We start from the raw sequence: 16,157 nt of genomic DNA on the forward strand, positions 1-16,157 counted from the left end.
ACAGCGGGGGAGATTCAGGCATGCTTCAGTTTTTAAAAAACCTTCCTGAGAAACTAACCAGGGTAACGTCAGGCGGAAAGGTTATCAGGGAGATTGACGGGCTTCGGTTCCTGGCTATATTTCCGGTGGTGGTGCAGCACTTGAGCGAACGCTACGAACGGTATACATCTACGCAATTTACACCTGGCAACGAGTTTGCGTTTACGCACTTTGTTACCAACCGCGGTTTTATAGGGGTATATATATTCTTTGTTATCAGTGGATTTATACTGGGATTGCCGTTCGCATCCTACTGCCTGTACGGTGGCCGGAAAATAGAATTGAAGAGCTACTACTGGCGCAGGGTTACGCGCCTTGAACCTCCTTACATTCTGGTAATGACAATCTTTGCCATTGCGGTTGTATTTATGGGATTCTATACCTTCCGCGATATCATACCGCATTACTTTGCGAGTATATTTTACCTGCACAATATTATATACAAGGGCTGGACGTTCATTAACCCTCCGGTATGGACGCTGGAAATTGAAGTGCAGTTCTATGTACTGGCGCCTTTCCTGGCATTGTTGTTCTTCAAACCCAGGTCGCCCGCAGTGCGCAGAGCGTTGCTGTTGGGATTTATACTGATAATAATGTTGCTGCAGCAGCACTATTGCATTCTGCATCAGTTTACCAAGCTTACTATTCTGGGCCACCTGCAGTACTTCCTCATCGGGTTTATCTTTGCCGACCTATACCTTACCGAATGGAAAGAGGGCATCAGGAAACATACTGTATTTAATTATATCGCTATTGTCAGTTTTATCGTGATGATTGTAACGTGGAGCTGGAATCACGAGCTGATCAACCGCATCGGGTTTATTGTCGCGTTGTTTGTGCTGTTCTACTCAGTCTTTAAATCAACCTGGCTGAACCGGTTCTTTACCTTGCCATGGATCACCGCCATAGGAGGGATGTGCTATACTATATATTTATTGCACCTGCCCTTTATAGAATTCTTTGTACGCGTTACCAAGAATATTGTGGTTACACATTCGTTCACCATCAACTATTTAGTGCAGTTGTTGTTGATTACGCCATTCCTGCTGGCTGTCAGCATAGGGTTTTTCCTGCTGATCGAAAAGCCATGTATGTATAAGGACTGGCCGCAGCGACTGAAGAAAAGTATACAGAGCCGATTTGCATCGGTAAAACAGGAAGAAGCTTAGCGATGCGCTAAGCTGGCTTCCTGCCGATAACCTGAATAGCGTTTCCGGTATTGCGCGGGAAATAGAGGAAACGATCGAGGTGCACCAGCGCCTTGCATAAAGGCAGGCACAGAAGCTGCACAATAGAACCTCCCTTTTTACTTAGGAAGCCAATCTCCCAGCCAATGCGCGATAGCATGCCGTCAGTATAGGAAGCATGTTCAATGGTGAAGCCTTCTTCTATAAAGCGCTGCTTCAATCCTTCCAGATCGTATACCTGCCCAACGTGCTCATGATCCAGCCATTCCTGGTGATCTTCGAAGAGGCTTTCGGGCAGCAGCGTGTGCTGTTTAATGTTGGGTATTTTTACCAGGAGATATCCGCCCGGCTTAAGCTTGGCATAACAATCTTTAAAGGGCATTTGCTCTTTGTGGATGTGTTCAAATACATCTACAGCAAACACAAAATCATACGCCTCATTGTCGGGAAGTTTTTCAATCAGCTCGGGGAACACTTCAACATTTTTAAAATTAAGCTGCTTCACCACCTGCCGCAGTTTGTGAACGCGTTCCGGTAAAATTTCAATAGCCGTGAACTGAGCTTGTGGCATTTTTTCCGCCATCATAAATGTAAACTCTCCGAGGCCGGCACCGAGGTCTATAATCCTTTTGAAAGATGATAAAGGCAAGGTGCGTAACAATCGGATAAACACGCGCGACCGGGCATAGTTGCCGACATTCGTGTAGCCGAAGACATTGTAAACCATTTTCGAGACAATAGGAGCTCGATTCATTCGATCGCTCGAAACGTACTGGGTTCTTCCGTAAGTGAAATTCATGTTTAGGTAGATTAAAGCCTGTTGAACAACAGAGTCAGATGCAGGCAGGTTATTATTACAATTAAACTATAAACAAGCATGCTAATATATAACATGCTTGCTTAAGAAAAATACCCAATTTGTGTTATTTACCTGGTAATTTTCCGGGCAGCATTATACAAAATGGGCGGCGTTATCTGCTTCATAATTTCCTTCGCGAAAATTCGTGACTGATCCTGGTAAGGGCGCGCTTTAAAAAGTGTGGAATGGTTTTCAAGTCCTGCGTTAATCTCACCTGGCAGGACGACCATTGGTGTAATAATATAGTGCCAGCAATTCGCGGCTCCGGCCCTGTGGACACTTGAGTGCGTCTGGGTGGCCAGTCGATAGTGGTGAAGATGGCCATGCGATTGGAACACGGACAAATCTTTTTTTACACCCCGAAGCTCTTCAACGGACAGGTTAATAAATTTTATTGGGAAAGTTTTTCATGTCACAACTGTTTTTAATGTTTACATCATGAGTATTTATTTGGTATAACATGCTTATTTAGGTCGGGAAAGAAGGCTATAAGAATATTCATAAATCGAGATAGATTTCCTTGATATTTACCAACTTAAAAAGTTAACCCCTCATTATTTTCATAAATGACAAAAAGGCTGTTTTTATTGTTAACCGCTATTGCAGCAATAGCCGTTGTAGCTATATATATTCCTCCGGATGAGTTTTATCCGGCTGGCTTTGCAACACTAGCAACTCCGTTTCTCCTGATAGGTACGGCTATAGCACTGGTATATTTCCTCTTTCAGAAAAGCCGTTGGTCACTGGCACCGGCAGCAGTTATTGTACTCTTCCTCGTTATTACCAACGGCATGTTCTCCCTGGGGCTGCATAAGGAAGGTGCGGGCGATCGTAAAACCGTTAAGGTAATTTCATACAATGTAAACGCGCTTAATTATTTCGATAGATCACAAAAGTATACCGGGACATTAACGGCATTTGCCTCCTGGCTCAGCGATGTGCATCCGGATATAGTATGCCTGCAGGAAACAGTGCCTGCCAACTTCTACAAGATACTGCCTTCGTACTATCGTTACTTTTCCGGGAAGGAGACTCTGGAAGGCGACAGCCTCGGGCTTTTTATTATATCGCGTTACCCCATTGCATTTGCGGGCAAGCGGGAGTTTGCGTTCAACTCATTCAACCGTCTTATCTGGGCCGATGTAGTAATCAATCACGATACCATTCGCGTTATCAATGTCCACCTTAAATCATATAATTTTTACAAAGCCTCCCGATTACGAAAGCTGAAAAATATAAAAGGTGGTTTAATGGCAAGGAGTTACCACGCCAAGCTAATACGAAATTTCATTGACGAATCGCCCTATAGAGTTGTACTCTGTGGTGATCTGAACGAGCCGCCCCACAGCTATGTATACCATACGCTATCGCATAAACTGCGCAATGCTTTTGAAGATGCAGGCACAGGCTATTCCTATACCTACAACTTCTTGGGCTCACCGGTACGCATCGACAATATATTTGCCAGCGATGGCGTGGTGTTTAGCAGCTACAAGGCTTACCATGATATTACTTTGTCTGACCATTTTCCGATTGAGGCAGATATTGTTTTGCAAGATCGGGATTGATGAATACTTCGATTGAAGAGTCTTCCAGCTTACGCGGAGCCAGGAATTTATTGTTCGGTATATAATACTTGCGTAATTCGTCACGCACTTTATAGGGATAGAACTCGGTAAGGCTAGGTATATCTTCAAAGAGAACAACATCGTAGTAATGATCTCGTACGCGCTCGTTTATCTCATCGATCTGCTTTTGGAACATACCAATGTTTACATGGAACCACAGCGGATGACTGGTGAGGGGAGTATAGCCGAACTCTTTTGCCAGAAACGTTATCTCCGACATGTTCAATACTTTTAATCCTGGTTTGTGAATGAACGGAAGCCTGGCCAGGCTATCGATACCGGCAATGGTACTGGCAGGTAACGTAACATGTTTCAGTGTAGGGTAAGAAGCCGTTCCTTTCCAGACCGATGTTTTCGGAACAGCTTTAGCCGTTACCGGTTTTTTGGTGTGAATGTGCAGAATATCCGATACATATTTCCAGTATCCGGCAGAGTATATCAGCATCACCAATACCAACATAGCAAACGCGGGCTTCGCGAATGAATTCCAGCGCTGCCAGGGAAAGAAATTCAGGATGCACGCAAAACCGAATACGTGATAGTACGTCATGTGATCGGTTGGTAACGGGCTCGTCATCTTGGTAACAATAGCCTGCGCGATCATGCACACCGATATGGCTGTGAGCATAAACTGGTTTCGGTCTTCTATAAATTCGCGTATACTTCTGAAGGAGACGAAAAGCAATACGAGAATAAGCGCTATATATGTTTTCTCTACAATCGATTCTTCCAGAAATGTATTCAGTAACAATACAATGTCGAGGCGTGAGCTGTGGGGTGGCTGGCCGTAATTAAACCAGTATAAAAAGCCATATTTTAAAAAAGGAAGTACAGAGATGATACTGATCGCTGCTACTGCACCGAGGTACGTTATTACCGGGAGTCTCTCTTTGTCGAGCAGCGCACGATAACCGAGCAGGAACAGACTAAGCAATATACCAATAGCGCCAACATCCTGTTTGGTAAAGAATGTAACAGATGAGAACAGGGCAGCGAGTATAAGCCATATTGTTTTGGAACGTAGCCTGTCAGTGGTAAATGACTTGGTAAGGAAGAACAACGATACCAGTTCATATACCACAACGGAGTGATTATACCATGGCCAGAAGTTATACAACACATAGGTGAGGCAGAACACCAGCAGACTTAATGTAATGGTATACGGCTTCACTTTTAGGTTATAAAGTATACCGCGCAAGGAAAGTATACTCATCAGGTTAATGAGTATCTGTGCTTTTACAAGCGACAGAAACGTGGGACCGAAGAGCTTGAAGAACAAAGCCGGGATAAGCCAGTAACAAATACCCATGGGCAATCCGAAATCTTCATAAGGAACTTGACCAATGGAGAGCCTGTAGGCGCCTTCCCATGACAGGAAGATGTTAACACGATAGGGCAGGCTGATGAACAGAGGGATGATGATGAAGGGTACACAGATCACCAGATCGAGGTACCTGAAGTGTTTATCTTGCACAATCTTTTTTGATTAAAACCAACCTAAAGATAATGTTTTAACCTTTTGGACGTGAGAGTAATAATAATAATTTTACAGTAATAAAAGTTAGTTATAATGCGTTTCTTCTACCTCCTTCGAATTCATCATTGGGTCAAGAATCTTTTCGTCTTCATACCTGCATTCTTTGCTGGCCAACTGCTGGATATACATGTGCTCGTGTTGCTGAGCGAAGGCTTCCTTTGCTTCTGCCTAATGGCATCGGCTATTTATATTCTCAACGACTATCGCGACATTGAAGCGGACAAGCTTCATCCTGTTAAGCGTCAGCGGCCACTGGCATCCGGTAAGGTATCGCCCGGATTAGCACTCGGTATCATGGCCGTGTTATTCATCGTTTCACTGGGGTGGTCATATACACTATCCGAGGTACCAACGTTTGCAATACTCGTGGCCGTATACGGTGCTGTCAACATCGGCTATTCCCTGGGGCTTAAAAACATTTCGCTGGTGGATATCTTCATGGTGTCATCGGGCTTTTTAATACGCGCTGTAGCGGGTGGCGTGCTCATTGGCGTGGTGATCTCGCAATGGCTTATCATCATGGTGTTTCTGCTCTCCATCTTCCTGGCGTTTGCCAAACGAAGAGACGATCTGGTATTGGCACAAACTTCCGGCACCGCATTGCGTGCTTCGGTCAGACAATACAATATTGAGTTCATCAACACATGCCTTGCCCTGATCTCGGGAGTAATCATGGTTTCGTATATCATGTATACCATTTCGGAAGAAGTAGTTCTCCGCATCGGGCGCGATTATCTCTATATTACAGCCCTGTTTGTGTTCGCTGGCTTGCTTCGTTACATGCAGATCACCCTGGTAAAAAATGACAGCGGTTCGCCTACCAAGATCCTGCTCACCGATCGGTTCATCCAATGCACCATTCTGGGTTTCATTATTACATTCCTGTTGATCATTTACGTGTAAGCATGTATGAGCAATAAACGCGGGCTTGCCTTATTTGATTTTGATGGTACCATCACTACACGTGATACGCTGTTTGAATTTATACACTTTGCCAAAGGATCGTTTCAGTTCTTTACGGGTTTTCTAGTATTATCGCCTATGCTTGCGTTGTTCAAGGCTGGCTTTATTTCCAATGCCAATGCGAAGCAGTATGTGCTTTCTTATTTCTTTAAAGGTATAGATGTGTCGGCTTTCAATCGCCTGTGTGGGGAGTTTGCTCAACAACGCATTCCACAATTAATCAGATTGAAGGCATTGGAAGAGATCAGACAACATTTAGCCAGCGGTTATAAAGTTGTTATTGTTTCAGCCTCTCCGGAAAACTGGGTAAAGCCGTGGGCGGATAGCCTTCCCGTTGAGTGCATTGCCACCCGCATGGAAGTGGTGAATGGAAAAATTACCGGCCGATTTCAGGGCATGAACTGCCATGGAGAAGAAAAGGTAGAACGCATTCGCGCGTACCTGAACACTGACGAATTTACTCCGATCTATACCTATGGCGACACCAGCGGAGATCGCCCCATGCTGGCATTGGGCCAGCATGCTCACTACAAGCCTTTCAGGAAGTAAAGCGTATACTCGAAAACGGGTTCGAACATCCTGTTTTGTAAGGATTGAAGAAGCCAATGTAAGTAATACGCTGAGTCGTGTCCATTTTATTCAGAAAGAAATCAGTTGATAAGAGAAACTGCCCTGTGATCACACTGCGGTATTGCCTATACTTGGTATGGTACTGAAGTTTTATTCCCAGGGAAGAGAAGAAGTGTTGAACGCAGATAAACATCTTCTTGGACAATGAGAATTTGTTCCAGAAGTGTTCGCGCTTTGCATCCTGCAGAAAGCGATCGATGGCACCTTCTTCCAGGTTCAGCTCACTGGTATCAGCTTTCAATATTCTCCTGAGAACTTTATCGAAACTCAATAGAAAATAGGCACCGATAGCTGCCGGTATAGCAAGAAGGGATAGGCGGATAAAGGTTCTTCTTTTCATGGTTATTGCAAATGATCGGCAGCACGTAACGACAGCGCTGCAATGGTGAGCGAAGGATTGGATGGTGTTATGGTAGGGAAGGAGCTGCCTCCCAGTACCAGCAGGTTTCTGTACTGATGATGCACCAGGTTGTGATCTACTACACCCGATGTGGCATCTTTACTCATGCGTGCAGTACCCAGAATGTGAGCCTCCGAAGGTTGATACTTGTCGTCCAGGTATATATTTTCAATGGGGAGTGAGCCGAATAATGTTTCAATGTTGCTCTTCAAATGGTTATAGCCTTTCGCTACGTAATCGCTGTGCGCTTTATAGGTTAGCTGCGGAACAACCGGATCGGTGGAACGCTCTACTACATTTATAGCCTGCGGTATATCTTCAAATACAAATTTGAACTTGGCTATATTCCGCCACTTGCCCTGTTCGTAGCGGATAAACACATCGTTGTGACTTTCAATGATGCAGGCGGCACGTTCGGAACGAAACGCTCCATCGTATAACATAAAACCATTGGCGGTAATGATGGAACTGCCCCCTACATTCTGAAAATCTTTCAGATCAAAATATCCATAGTAGCCTACTTGCTCGGATAGATTTTTCCCGGTATGTACATTGGTATCTCCGGAATTTAATAAAATGTGTGCATTAAAGATTGCATTGGCACCGAGTGCTACCAGATCGGCTGTGGCTTGTTTGTCTTTACCTTGCTGCCGGTATTGTACACCTTTTACAATGTTCTGCTGTATATCCAGCTGAATAACCTGTGCGCCATATTGTATTTCGAGGCGCGAATCGTTATACAGATCTTTCTTGAAACCGTTCTCAATCGTAAACTTGGCTTCTACGGGGCACAAGTGACAGATAGCGCTGGTACAGCACTTGTTACGTTTGTTGGATATACTGCTTCGCGCAGTCGGCTGACTGATATATAGCTCCCCATAAGCGCGCTGTAAAACTTTATCTACTGTACTAAGCTCATGCGCCGGCTGTGGATATTTTTTAGACATCGGGTAGGGTGTTTGCTCCGGCCCTGATATAGCCATGATGTCTTCCGTTTCACAGTAGTACGGCTCAATGTCGTTGTATTGTATAGGCCAGTCTATGCCAACGTTGTATTTACTTTTCAGGGCAAAGTCGTTGGGCATAAAGCGGGGCGTGCAGCCGGTCCAGCAATTGGAGCTGCCACCAAAACTGGGATCAAATATCCACGCTTTTTCAGGTGTGTTATTTTTATAGGTAACACCAGCCTGACCACCACTTACGTAACTAACTTCACCCAGTGGTTTACTTCTCGCATCCTGAAGCCGTTGCTGATGTGGAATGTATTCACCGCGTTCGAGCACCAGTACACGAACCGTTGGAGCGGCTTTCTCCAGGTATTTTTTCAGGAAGAAAGATGAGGCAAAACCAGTACCGACTACAATCAGATCATAATGCATAGTAACATGTTCGGAAAGTGTTAAAATAGCATAAGATTTTCAATAAATTGCAAGGTAACAATTCAACTTTAGCTATGACATTGGTAAGCCCCCGATTCGATAAATGGATATGGTTTTTTATGTTCCTGCTCATGAGTCTTTACGTGTTGTATGAACATGCTACCAGTTGCCTGGCTATTACACATGCTGTGCAAATTGAGCGGCACAAGAACATTATGGCGGGCACTTCTGAATTTTACAATCCCTGGCAATACAGAATACTGTCGCCCTATATTTTGGAGGGATTTATTCAATTCTTCAATAAGATACTGCCGGGCAAATTTGAAATGTTGCCCTACCTGTTCTTCAAGTTTATACAGAACATGCTGATCTTCTATATCAGTTTCTATTATTACAAAGCCTTGCAGATCAGGAACCCGATACTCATTTTCGCCGGGTTAATGTTGTTGTGCTATACCATCAGCAACAGTGTGTTTCAGTCTGATTTTTCATTCAACACGTATTTCGATATTATTTTTTACCTGCTGGCGGCCTGTGTTATCCTGCATAAAAAATATTACTGGATTTTACCGATCACCTTCTTTGCTGCTGTGAACCGCGAAACCAGTGGATTTATACCCTTGATGGTAGTTGCGCCATTCTTATTGTTCGATCGCTCCATGCTTACAAAAGACAAGTGGATCATCACACTTTCATCACTCGCTGTATTTGCCGCGGTGTTTGTCAGCATCCGTCTGTACTTTGGCTTTCGCGAGGCGGAAGGTATTCATGGTATGCGCAGCCCGCTGGCCTATCTTAAATTCAACCTTACTTTCTTCCGTATGTATCCGCAGTTATTTGGTACACTGGGACTGATTCCACTCATCACACTGTTTGGCTTCAGACGACTTCCCCTCATGTTGAAGAGCTGGTGTTTATTGATCGTTCCCTTCTGGTTTGTGATACACCTTGCGAAAAGTACAGCGATGGAATCGCGATTATTCCTGGTACCGCAGGCACTGATCTTTATACCCGCCATGCTCTGGCTGATAGAAGACTACTACAGGAATCACTCGGCAGGTGAACCGTTGAGGAAAGTATAAATAACCGGATTTACTTCTGCTGGTCTTTCGAAATGCGGCATGTGGCCCGCATTGGCGATAGCATGATGTTGAATGGAAGGATACAGCGATTGATACAACGCTATATTTCCAGAAGGAAAGTATGGGTCTTTTTCTCCATAGAGCAACAATACTTTCTGATGCATCCCTTTCAGTAATTCTATATTTCGCTGGTTCAGGGTATGCATCCAGGTGGAGTGATTTACACGTTTATACCCTTCAAAATTCATGAAATAGGCCAGCCGCCTGCTATATTTTTCAAAGAGTGCCTGATCTACAAATTCCTTCCGTTGATTTTCAGTTGCTTTAGGATACCAGTAGAAAGTCATGAGTAAATCAGAAACCACCGGCATTTTTAGTAATGGATTTGGCTTGAAGTCGCCCGTGGTAGCAGGATCGAGCAATACAATTTCTTTTACGCGATCCGGATATTTTGAAGTATAATCCAAAGCAATCATTCCCCCCATAGACATCGACACTATGGTAAACGGCTCATGGATGTTGAGGGTATCCAATAGTTGTGCGAGCTGGTCTACCATAAGCTCACGGGTATAGTCAACCGTCGGTCTGTCGGTATATCCGCGACCGTACAAATCATAGGAGAGTGTTTGATATCCTTTTTCCTGAAAGAAGGGTATGGTGTTTTGCCATACTTCCATGCCGGTAATGCCACCACCATGAATGAAGACGATCAGGTTTGCAGTATCATTTCCCTGCAATGCATAATGCACCATGCCATGATCAAGCGTTATGAAATTGCCGGGCGCCTTTGATCGTTCTTCGTTTGTTAACGTTTCTGTTTCCTGGTTGAGAGACACAACGAAGTAGGATAGTGCGATGAGCACTATCCCAGCAACGATGATGAGTAAGAGGGTCTTCTTCATTAATAGCTAACTTTCTTTTATACGTTTATGTTGTTACGACTTCTTGATAATTTTCAATCGTGCAGTGCCTACTGTTATAACATACGTGCCCTGTGGTAAGGTGCCGAGGTCAAGTATAACCGTTTCGTCTGCCGGAGCTGCTGTTTTCTCAAGCACGGTTTCGCCTACAACATTCATTACTGAAATGGTCTGTGTTCTGTCGCTGCCGGATAGATTTACCGTAACCACATCGGTAAATGGATTCGGAAATGCAGACACTGTTTGTGGTGAAGTGGCAGCCGATCTTGCTGTTGCCGTTGTCGCTGCTTTGAAGATCACTCCGTTAGATGTTAATGCACAGCTTCCGCTGGTTACCTGCACGGTATATTTTCCTCCGATAGAGGGATATATATAGGGTTGCGTTTCGCCATCAATCGTCTCACCATCTACAAACCACTGGTACTGATATGTATCATTTGCTACGGTATAAAACTTCGTGCCCATTACGGAAATAGAAGGCTTTGCGATAGAATCAATCGTAACATTTATAGTTGAGTCGAGCGATACAGCGGAACATCCACCATAACCATAACTTGCTTTTACTTCTACCAGAGTCGTGCCGCTGTGCAGTTGAGCTCTGTGAAGAATTAATGGAAGATCGCTTCCGGAAGATACAGCCTGGTCGGATACAGCTACTCCGTTTGCAAAAGCCTGGTATATTACATCGGTTTGCGGATCGACAACAATCACAGTAGGGTCGGTATCACAAACTGTTTTCGTGCTGAGTATCTTCGCTGATTCGATGGCAGGTTTGCCCAGTGCAAGCGTAAAGCGGGAACCCTTGGAAGCAGCATCACTGGTTACAGCAAAGCTATACGTGAATCCCTCTGTTACTGCTACTGTAGTGCCCAGGAATGCATCCTGCAGATATACTGTGGTTACCGTGTTGTCGATGCCTTTGAATTGCAAGGTATAATTTCCAATGGCGGCGTTGCTAACATTAACCGGTATGCCGGCCTGACAGAACTGATCGGAAATTACGTTGATTGACAATGATACACCATCGGTAGATTTAGACGAAAGGTTGAAATACGTATTGGCTTGCTTCACAGCATCTTCACCTTTGACATAGGCATTGGATGCCGATGACAGAATTTGTATATAGGCCTGATCGTCCAGTTTTCCGTTGGTCATGGTAATCTCGATGGATTGTGGTTCACCTGCCTCCCGATAGAAAGATCCATCGGTAGTATATTTGGCATTTTCGGTAATTGTCAGGGCAGGTGTTGAAGATGTAGCCTGCACCCAGAACGATTGGCCCGGAGCAATTACACCGTTTGCCAGGTTTCCGGTGGTACCGTTCCACACGCGCCATCTATACTCTGTACCGAAGTTCTCACGCACCGATACAATGCTGCTCACATTCTGGAAGGTAGACCATTTACCTCCGGTGTTGCTACCGGTCCATTGTATAGGAGCAGGGTATGGATTACCCAATAGATTCCATCCGTTGTCCTGACCTGATGTACCGCCGGTAAGGCCGAATACAAATGTACCCTGATACGGGCTACCGGTCATTTCCCACGTAGTAGGGTTGGTGCCTTCACGAACAAACAGCGAATATCCTTTTCCTATTTTGAGTGTATCCTGGTTTGTGCTGCCATTAGCCGGGAAGTTCAGCCATCCGCCTGCCGGCTCGTTGTAGTTGAACATGGAAGCAGTGGTACTGTTGATGCCTGTACCTGTACTTCTGCCGGTGAACTGTCCGGTAACCGGTATATATTTCTGAATATCGGCTACTTTCATGCCTCTGATCGGAGAGGCGATGTAGCGGTATATTCTGCCTTCGCCATCCATATAGCGTTGGAAAACTATATCGCCTGTAATTTTCGCACCTGACAACAGCGGACCGATACGTGCAGTACCGCTGGCGTTTGACACCAGCGTAAGATTACCGGTATATGTATTCAGCTCACCTTTACCAATCGTTACGAGGTTTGTGGTCTTGATAGCGCTTAGTAAATTGAACTTGCCGGTGCTGCTGGTATTCAGCGACAGGTTTGTAAGCGTGTTATAAGTATCGCTAAAGATAAGATTTGATGATAGCGGCGATGTAGTGTTCAATGTCAGGTTTCCACCATTCATTGCTATTACACCGGCTTCTCCGTTCGGGTTTACAGAAACATCTCCCACGAGTGACAAATTGTTTTTGCCCAGCTGTAGTAAGGCTCCGGTTTCCAATATCAAACCGCCACCCGTTGATGTACCGGTATTGATTGTTACCGGGTTGCTGGTGCCATTGTTGATGGTAAGCGCATCGCCGAAATCAACCGTTAATTGATACAGACTCAGATCCTGGTTGGCTGGTATGGTAAGCGTGTGGCTCCTGGTACCTTTAAAGATCACCGAGTATAGCTGCGTTGATGTAGGGCTTTCGGCTCCCTGGAAGGTGAGATCGCCATTTACAGCAATGATTGATTTATTAGGTTCACCACCTCGCACGGCTACCTGATCAGCCACGTTAAGATTACCTTTCACGGTAATAGAACTTAATGGCAATGTTTTGGTTGTTGCGCCGGTGTTCAGGTTAAGATTACCGTATGAACCATTGGGCACCGTACCCGCTACGTTGAAGTTTACAGTAGAGGTTGCCGACAGAATGCCAAACGTTGGTATTGTAGCGTTGTTCAAATTGATAACCGTGTTGTCGTTGGCTTCCATTCTTCCGGTAAGGGCCGCGTTAACGTTAAGGGTTATACCCGATTCAACCACAACTTTGGAACCTGTGCCCGAAACGGTCCATGCAGCATTAAGATCAACATTACCGGTTCTGTTACGAATATTGAAATACTCAAAGCCATTGGTAAAGTTAGGAGGCGCAGCACCTGTACCGTTGGTGTTGGTTCCCCAGGTAGTAAGGTCTTGCAGGTTACCGGTAGCTTTTGAGTAATAGTTTACAGGGGTAGCACCCGTACGGAAGAGTTTGGCATTCGGTATAGTCTGTTTACCCAAACCTGTTCCCGAACCTGGCGGATCGTATTGCACGGTAAGTGTTGGCGCGGCTACACTGTTGGCATAGAAGTAGACCACGCGTATAGCATGTTTTCCTGTTGTTGTAATATTTACCGTTTTCGATTTTTCAGTAGCGGTAGTTTTTGTACCATCATTGTCTACCTGCAGTACACCATCAATGTAGAGGCGGCTTCCATCGTCTGACTTGGTGTAAAATATATAGTTACCAGTAACATCAATCTGGATGTAGCCATCGAATGCAAATACAAATTTGATGTTCCGGTTTCTGGGTGTTATATCAAAGTTACTAACGATGCCTGTTTTTACAGGTGTCCGTGTTGTACTGAAGTAGCTGTTCAACGTAAATGTAGCCGGCACAGTGAGAGGCTCATAGTAAGAGTATGCCAGGCCGTTTTGTGGTGTGAGCGTTGTTACCTGTAGCGCTTCACCTGCAAAATCAGAATAATTACCGCGGGCATCAACAGCTCTTACGTTGATGAAGTAAGTTGTGTTTGGTGCGAGGTTGCTTAATGTATAAGAAGTTGCCGTAACGGCTCCGTTTACAAGGTTTGAGCTTTCATATACTTCATATTTAGCCACCTGGTCGTTGTCAGTAGAGGCATCCCATGAAATGGAGATCTGTGTATCGGTAATATTTGTTACCACCAGGTTTTCCGGAGCGCTTGGTTTGATCAGGTCGTTCGGAAGTGTGATGCTTCGCTCGGCCCCAAATTTACCATCGCCACCGCCCACAACACGAACGCGGTAAAAGTACTTGGCCATCGGACGAAGTCCCGTGTCAGTATAGCTTGTGGAGTTTGCCGGTACAATAGCAACCAGTTTATAAGGTTCACTGGTATAGCCATTGATATTATTACGGTTTCTCCAGATTTCGAAATACTCTTCATTGGCAGAGTTATCCGTCCATACAATTTTGGCAGACGTTTCTGATATAGCGGTAAGTGCGTTTGTGGCAACTGTAGGAGCTGTGGGCCCTATGTGTGGACTGGTATAGTATACAACTACAGGAGATGAAAGAAGACTTTCACAACCTGAGTTCTCTCTTACTTTCACAGCATAGGTACCCGCCTCGTTGGTGGTTCCTGCTGTGCCGGAGCTGTTCAGGAAGTATGCAACTTTTGTGTTGGTAGTAGTAGTATCGAAAGGTGTGCCGTTTTTGTACCAGTAATATTGAGGGAACCCTTCCGGTGCTACCAGTTTCATCGTATCGGTCTTCGCACCGTTGAAGTCGATCGGTAAGATGCGTGTACCCTTTGTGTTGGTAAGCGCAGGCGAGTAGGTTGAACTCGACTTCGGTGTGATGACCAGCGGTTTTGACTCCGCCCATTTTCCATTTTTACGCTGGAACTTCACTGTGTACGTTCCCGTCTGATTCAATGTATAGAATCGGGTAGTGGCGCCTGCTATATCGATACCATTGTAGGTCCATTGATAGGCGAGGAAACCATCGGAGAAACCAAGTTTAATAGAGCCGTTCGGGCAAAGTTCTGTTACGCCTCCAAATACAAATATATTCTTCTTGTTCTGTGCGAGTATCCAGGGGAAAAAGTTAGGTTCGGCATACGCGGTAGTCCACGTGCCGTGACCTAAAGTAGGATATACAGTATAGATTGGCGAACCTCCTTTACTTTTAATGAGATCGATAAGATCGCGTGAAGCCTGAGGCTTTGGGTTGGTATCCAAACCTCCCTGAAACAACCAGAGCGGCATAGTTACGAGGATATCACTCATAATATCGGCGTTACTTCCTACTCCCGACATCGGCAGCATGGCTGCGAAGAGATCGGGGCGCTTGGCTGCGGCATCCCATGTACCCTTGGCACCGTTCGAGAGGCCATGCACCGTAATGCGGTCCTGATCGACATTGTAGTGTGAAATAAAGTATTCAACAATGCCAATGGTCATGCGCATGTTGTCGCTTTCAATCCCGCTGTCCCAGCCGTTTTGCCACGCACCACTATAGCTTACCTGCGGGAAAATTACGATACCCGGAAAAGCACCCGCAGCGGTGGGCGACTTGGACACAGCGGCAAGGTGAGAGGGACCAGCGTGTGCTGTGTTGGTACTGTTGTTATCGTATTGTAGATCAGAAGGTCCGTAGGCATAATGATCCTCCCAGGAACGTCCCGATTCACCGGCGCCGTGCAGCATCAGGATCAGCGGATACTTGGTGAGTGTATCCTTCTTGTTAAAGTTGGTTGGGAAGATTACCCGGAAATTCAGGAATTCGGTAACGTTAGTACCATTGCCTTTCCAATACGTGTACTCGCGAATCTTATTTTCATTCGCAAAGGATACCATTTTGTAATAATGCCCGAGAGCATTGTTGCGCATGGTATATCCACTGTCGTAGTGGATCGTTTGAGCAAAAACGTGGGGGGTTAAGGCCACGATAAACAAAGCTATCGCAGCTGCCGAGAGCGGTTTGGTTAGGAACATATAAGTTTAAAGCCATTATACCAATAGACATACAAATGTAATGATATATAACCCACGTAATAAAAAAGTAACTTTTTAAATTTTAATAGCTATCCATAGA

Annotated in this window: 11 protein-coding genes; 5 read left to right on the forward strand and 6 right to left on the reverse strand. The window is 45.1% G+C overall.

The genetic code is table 11. The annotated features are described in order from the left end of the window. The first annotated feature begins 20 nt into the window (after positions 1-20). The gene (locus V7Q33_RS02715; RefSeq protein WP_333818819.1) at positions 21-1,208 is read left to right on the forward strand and encodes an acyltransferase family protein; all 1,188 of its coding nucleotides are present in this window, start codon (positions 21-23) and stop codon (positions 1,206-1,208) included. A gap of 7 nt (positions 1,209-1,215) precedes the next feature. Here the strand turns inward: V7Q33_RS02715 and V7Q33_RS02720 are convergent, their stop codons facing one another. Then, a complete protein-coding gene (locus V7Q33_RS02720) occupies positions 1,216-2,025 on the reverse strand; it encodes a class I SAM-dependent methyltransferase (RefSeq protein ID WP_331981004.1) in 810 nt (269 codons plus the stop codon). A gap of 626 nt (positions 2,026-2,651) precedes the next feature. On the opposite strand from V7Q33_RS02720, the gene V7Q33_RS02725 reads away from it, so the two are divergent. After that, the gene (locus tag V7Q33_RS02725; RefSeq protein WP_333818820.1) at positions 2,652-3,653 is read left to right on the forward strand and encodes an endonuclease/exonuclease/phosphatase family protein; all 1,002 of its coding nucleotides are present in this window, start codon (positions 2,652-2,654) and stop codon (positions 3,651-3,653) included. On the opposite strand, the gene V7Q33_RS02730 is transcribed toward V7Q33_RS02725, so the two are convergent. Continuing rightward, positions 3,595-5,187: a hypothetical protein gene (locus tag V7Q33_RS02730; protein ID WP_333818821.1), complete on the reverse strand. Its 1,593-nt coding sequence runs from the start codon at positions 5,185-5,187 to the stop codon at positions 3,595-3,597. The genes V7Q33_RS02725 and V7Q33_RS02730 overlap by 59 nt on opposite strands. 96 nt (positions 5,188-5,283) lie before the next feature. Between V7Q33_RS02730 and V7Q33_RS02735 the strand changes: the two genes are divergently transcribed. Together V7Q33_RS02735 and V7Q33_RS02740 are read left to right on the forward strand one after the other, a co-directional pair. Next, complete coding sequence (locus V7Q33_RS02735) at positions 5,284-6,153, forward strand: decaprenyl-phosphate phosphoribosyltransferase (protein ID WP_333818822.1); 870 nt, start codon at positions 5,284-5,286, stop codon at positions 6,151-6,153. Between the two features lie 6 nt (positions 6,154-6,159). Beyond that, a complete protein-coding gene (locus V7Q33_RS02740) occupies positions 6,160-6,762 on the forward strand; it encodes an HAD family hydrolase (RefSeq protein ID WP_333818823.1) in 603 nt (200 codons plus the stop codon). Here V7Q33_RS02740 and V7Q33_RS02745 read toward each other — a convergent pair. Together V7Q33_RS02745 and V7Q33_RS02750 are read right to left on the reverse strand one after the other, a co-directional pair. After that, positions 6,752-7,183, reverse strand: a complete 432-nt coding sequence (locus V7Q33_RS02745; RefSeq protein ID WP_331980994.1) for a hypothetical protein — start codon at positions 7,181-7,183, stop codon at positions 6,752-6,754. The two genes, V7Q33_RS02740 and V7Q33_RS02745, sit on opposite strands and share 11 nt — an antisense overlap. A 2-nt stretch (positions 7,184-7,185) precedes the next feature. Continuing rightward, positions 7,186-8,622, reverse strand: coding sequence for a GMC family oxidoreductase (locus V7Q33_RS02750; RefSeq protein ID WP_333818824.1), 1,437 nt, complete (start codon positions 8,620-8,622; stop codon positions 7,186-7,188). 74 nt (positions 8,623-8,696) lie between these two features. Here V7Q33_RS02750 and V7Q33_RS02755 point away from each other — a divergent pair, with 74 nt between their 5' ends. Next, positions 8,697-9,704: a hypothetical protein gene (locus V7Q33_RS02755; protein ID WP_331980990.1), complete on the forward strand. Its 1,008-nt coding sequence runs from the start codon at positions 8,697-8,699 to the stop codon at positions 9,702-9,704. On the opposite strand, the gene V7Q33_RS02760 is transcribed toward V7Q33_RS02755, so the two are convergent. Together V7Q33_RS02760 and V7Q33_RS02765 are read right to left on the reverse strand one after the other, a co-directional pair. Next, positions 9,671-10,606, reverse strand: a complete 936-nt coding sequence (locus tag V7Q33_RS02760; protein WP_331980988.1) for an alpha/beta fold hydrolase — start codon at positions 10,604-10,606, stop codon at positions 9,671-9,673. The two genes, V7Q33_RS02755 and V7Q33_RS02760, sit on opposite strands and share 34 nt — an antisense overlap. 33 nt (positions 10,607-10,639) lie before the next feature. Then, the gene (locus V7Q33_RS02765) at positions 10,640-16,057 is read right to left on the reverse strand and encodes a fibronectin type III domain-containing protein (RefSeq protein WP_333818825.1); all 5,418 of its coding nucleotides are present in this window, start codon (positions 16,055-16,057) and stop codon (positions 10,640-10,642) included. Positions 16,058-16,157 lie beyond the last annotated feature (100 nt).

Origin of the sequence: Ohtaekwangia sp., from assembly GCF_036786105.1 — a bacterium.
In the GTDB taxonomy this organism is placed as follows: Bacteria; Bacteroidota; Bacteroidia; order Cytophagales; family Cyclobacteriaceae; genus Ohtaekwangia.